Below are 4,536 nucleotides of genomic sequence, written 5' to 3'. Positions count from 1 at the left end.
GTTCGAACAGGTTTCGGTGAGCTACGAGGTCGGCGCGCTGATCAAGCTGATCGGGCGCGGCGACACCACCGTGGCCGACGCCTATCTGTCGCCGATCCTGCGGGCCTATGTGGATCGGGTCGGCGCCGATCTGGGCGAGGCGACCCCGCTGCTGTTCATGCAGTCCAGCGGGGGCCTGACGGCGGCGGGCGCCTTCCGGGGCAAGGACGCGATCCTGTCGGGACCGGCGGGCGGCGTGGTCGGCATGGCCGAGACCGCCCGGGCGGCGGGCTTCGACCGGGTCATCGGCTTCGACATGGGCGGCACCTCGACCGACGTGTCGCATTTCGCGGGCGACTATGAGCGGACCTCGGACGCCGTGGTGGCGGGGGTCCGGCTGCGCGCGCCGATGCTGGGCATCCATACGGTGGCGGCGGGCGGCGGGTCGATCTGCCGGTTCGACGGGTCGCGGCTGAGGGTCGGACCGGAGTCTGCGGGCGCGGTGCCGGGACCGGCGGCCTATCGGCGCGGTGGCCCCCTGACCGTGACCGACTGCAACGTCATGCTGGGCAAGTTGCGCCCCGACCAGTTCCCCGCCGTCTTCGGCCCGGACGGCGACCAGCCGCTGGACACCGAAGCGGTGCGCGAGAAGTTCGCGGCCCTGGCGGCCGAGGTCGCCCGCGCCACCGGCCGTGAGACGACGTCGGAAGCGCTGGCCGAGGGCCTCGTCACCATCGCCGTGCAGAACATGGCGGAAGCGATCAAGTCGGTGTCCATCCAGCGCGGCTATGACGTCACCCGCTATGTGCTGAACTGTTTCGGCGGCGCCGGAGGGCAGCATGCCTGTCTGGTCGCGGATGCGCTGGGTATGACGCAGGTCATGCTGCATCCGTTCGCCGGGGTGCTGTCGGCCTGGGGCATGGGACTGGCAGACGTCCGGGCGATCCGGCAGGCCACGGTGGCGACGCCGCTGGAAGCGGTGGGCGGCGCGGCCCTGGGCGACCGGGCCGAAGCCCTGACCGTCGATGCGCGCAGCCTGCTGACCGCCCAGGGTTTCGGCGACGACTCGATCACCACCGTCGTGCGCGCCGAGATCAAATTCGCCGGGTCGGACACCCCGCTGTCCGTGCCGTTCGGTCCGGCGACGGAGATGCGGGCGGCGTTCGAGGCCCTGCACCGTCTGCGCTTCGGCTTCTTCGCCGAGGACAAGGCGCTGGTCGTCGAGACGCTGGAAGCCGAGGCCGTGGCCGCATCCGATCAGGCCGCGTCCACCGCGTTCGCCGGAGGGGATGGCGGTGCGCCGCCGGTCGTGAGCCGCGCGCCCGTGCGGATGGCGGGCGCGGAACACGACACGCCGGTCTACCGCCGCGACGCCTTCGGACCCGGCGCCGCCGTCGACGGGCCCGCGATCATTCTGGAAGACACCGGCACCACGGTGCTGGAACCCGGCTGGCGCGCCACAGCCGACGACGCCCTGAACCTGATCCTGGCCCGGGTGACCGCCCTGCCCGCCCGCACGGCGCTGGGCACGGACGCCGATCCGATCATGCTGGAGGTGTTCAACAGCCGCTTCATGGCCGCCGCCGAACAGATGGGCGAAGCGCTGCGGGCCACGGCCTATTCGGTCAACATCAAGGAGCGGCTCGACTTCTCGTGCGCCGTCTTCGACGCCACCGGCGCCCTGATCGCCAACGCGCCGCACATCCCGGTCCATCTGGGCTCGATGGGGGAGAGCATCCGCACCGTGATCCGGTCGCGGGGCGGCAAGGCCGACGGGCGGGGCATGCTGCGCGGCGACGTCTATATGCTGAACGCGCCCTACAACGGCGGCACCCACCTGCCCGACATCACGGTCATCATGCCGGTCTTCCTCGAGGCCGACGACGCGCCCGCATTCTTCGTCGCGGCCCGTGGCCACCATGCTGACGTCGGCGGAACGACGCCGGGATCGATGCCGCCCTCGTCGAAGACGGTCGAGGACGAGGGCGTGCTGATCGACGACTTCCTGCTGATCGACGGCGGGCGGCTAAGGGACGCAGAGACCCGCGCCTTGTTCGCCTCGGGCCGCTATCCGTCGCGCAACGTCGGACAGAACATGGCTGACCTGAAGGCGCAGGTCGCGTCCTGCGCGCGCGGCGCCGACGAGCTGACGCGCATGGTCGGCGAGTTCGGGCGCGAGGTCGTCGCCGCCTATATGGGCCACATCCAGGACAATGCGGAGGAAGCCGTCCGGCGCGCCATCGCGGCCCTGAAGCCCGGCGTCTTCGCACTGGAGATGGACGACGGGGCGGTGATCAGGGTCCGCATCGATGTGGACCCCACGGCCCGCAGCGCCGTGGTCGATTTCACCGGAACCAGCGACCAGCGGCCGAACAATTTCAACGCGCCTCTGTCGATCACACGCGCGGCGACCCTCTATGTCTTCCGCACGCTCGTGGACGACGCCATTCCGCTGAACGAGGGCTGTCTGAAGCCGATCCGGCTGATCGTGCCGGAGGGGTCGATGCTGAACCCGCTCTATCCGGCCGCCGTCGTCGCCGGCAATGTGGAGACCAGCCAGGCCGTGGTCGACTGCCTGTACGGCGCCCTGGGCGTGCTGGCCGCCAGCCAGGGGACGATGAACAATTTCACCTTCGGCGACGACGCCCGCCAGTATTACGAGACCATCGCCGGCGGTTCGGGCGCGGGCCCCGGCTTCGACGGCGCCTCGGCGGTGCAGACGCATATGACCAACAGCCGCCTGACCGATCCCGAGGTGCTGGAAACCCGCTTCCCGGTCCTGCTGGAAGAGTTCTCGATCCGGCGCGGCTCGGGCGGCAACGGCGCGAACCGGGGCGGCGACGGCGCGGTCCGGCGCGTGCGGTTCCTGGAACCCCTGACGGCGGCCATCCTGTCCAACCATCGCCGCACGGCGCCGTTCGGCGCCGCCGGTGGCGAGGACGGGGCGACCGGCGTCAACCGCATCGAACGGGCCGACGGCGCGCGCGAGGCCCTGGCCTCGACCGCCGAGGTCCGCATGGGCGTCGGCGACGTCTTTGTCATCGAGACGCCCGGCGGCGGCGGCTACGGCGCGAAAAAGGCTTCCTGAACGCCGCGCCAGGCGCCAACCATCCACGCAGGGGAGAATCCGATGCTTGTGCTTCTGGGGATCGCGGTCGTCGTGCTGGGCTTCATCGCCCGCATCAATCCGCTGCTGGTCATACTGCTGGCGGCGATCGTTACGGGGGTGGCCGCCGCCGTGGCGCCCGGCGTCGATGCGCGGGCGCTGGGACAGGCGGCCGTCAACACGCTGGCGGCGTTCGGCGACGCCTTCAACGACAACCGGTATTTCCATATCACCTGGCTGGTCCTGCCGGTGATCGGCCTGCTGGAGCGCGCAGGCCTGCAGGAGCGGGCGCGGCTGCTGATCGCCAACGTCAGGGCGGCGACGGCCGGACGGCTGCTGATCAGCTATCTGCTGGTCCGTCAGGCCACCTCCGCCCTGGGCCTGACCTCGCTGGGCGGGCATCCGCAGATGGTCCGCCCGCTGGTGGCGCCGATGGCCGAGGGGGCGGCGGAGGTCCAGGCCGGCGGCGCCCTGCCCGACGCCCTGCGCTACCGCATCCGCGGCATGTCCGCCGCCACCGACAACGTCGGCCTGTTCTTCGGCGAGGACATCTTCATCGCCATCGGCTCCATCGTCCTGATGGTCGGCTTCCTCGAACAGGCGGGCATCATCGTCGAACCGCTGCAGATGTCGGTCTGGGCCATACCGACAGCCATCGCCGCCTTCGCGGTCCACGGCGTGCGGCTGCTGTTGTTCGACCGGTCGGTGAAGCGTGAGATCGCAGCCGCCGCCGAGGCCGGAGCGGCCAAATGATCACCCTGGACCACGCCTATGTGCTCGTCGGGCTGATGTTCGCCGCCTTCGCCGTCCTGACCCTCGGCGACCGGACGCATCCGACGCGCATCCGCAGCGCGATCTTCTGGGGCCTGATCGCCGTGTCGATGCTGTTCGGCTCGTGGCTGGGCGGACTGTGGAACGGAGTTCTGGTTCTGGCCCTCGTCGCCGTCGGCGGTTTGAAGAAGCTGGGCGTCGGCCATCCGCCGACCACCACGCTGGAGGAGCGGCGCGAGGGCGCGGTGCGCCGGGGCAACGCCCTGTTCATCCCCGCCCTGATCGTGCCGCTGGTCGCGGTCGGCGGCACGCTGGCGGCCAAGCATACGGGCGCCGGCGCCTGGCTGCTGTCCTCGACCCAGACGACGCTGATCGCGCTGGGCCTCGGCTGCCTGATCGCCCTGTTCGCCGCCATGGCCTGGCTGCGGCCGCCGGTGATGGCGCCGGTGCAGGAAGGGCGGAGGCTGATGGACTCCATCGGCTGGGCCGCCGTGCTCCCGCAGATGCTGGCCTCGCTGGGAGCCGTGTTCCTGGCCTCCGACGTCGGCGGTGTGGTCGGCCAGCTGGTCAGCCAGGCCGTGCCCCTGACCTCGCCCCTGCTGGCGGTCGTCGTCTACTGCCTGGGCATGGCGCTGTTCACGGTGATCATGGGCAACGCCTTCGCCGCCTTCCCCGTGATG

The 4,536-nt window shown here is 70.9% G+C and carries 3 protein-coding genes; all 3 read left to right on the top strand.

The genetic code is table 11. From position 1 onward, the window contains the following. On the top strand, positions 1-3,067 hold a 3,067-nt coding region (locus V6M42_RS12605), incomplete at its 5' end, for a hydantoinase B/oxoprolinase family protein (protein WP_332678791.1). 42 nt (positions 3,068-3,109) lie between these two features. Further along, positions 3,110-3,838 (top strand): DUF969 domain-containing protein, encoded by a 729-nt coding sequence (locus V6M42_RS12600; RefSeq protein ID WP_332678789.1) that lies wholly within the window; start codon positions 3,110-3,112, stop codon positions 3,836-3,838. Beyond that, on the top strand, positions 3,835-4,536 hold a 702-nt coding region (locus tag V6M42_RS12595; protein ID WP_332678787.1), incomplete at its 3' end, for a 5-oxoproline transporter, DUF979 family subunit. The genes V6M42_RS12600 and V6M42_RS12595, both read left to right, overlap by 4 nt.

Source organism: Brevundimonas sp. (genome assembly GCF_036677305.1).
Taxonomy (GTDB): domain Bacteria; phylum Pseudomonadota; class Alphaproteobacteria; order Caulobacterales; family Caulobacteraceae; genus Brevundimonas.
The sequence above is the reverse complement of the archived record's forward strand: the minus strand, read 5'-3'. Positions and strand labels throughout refer to the sequence as shown.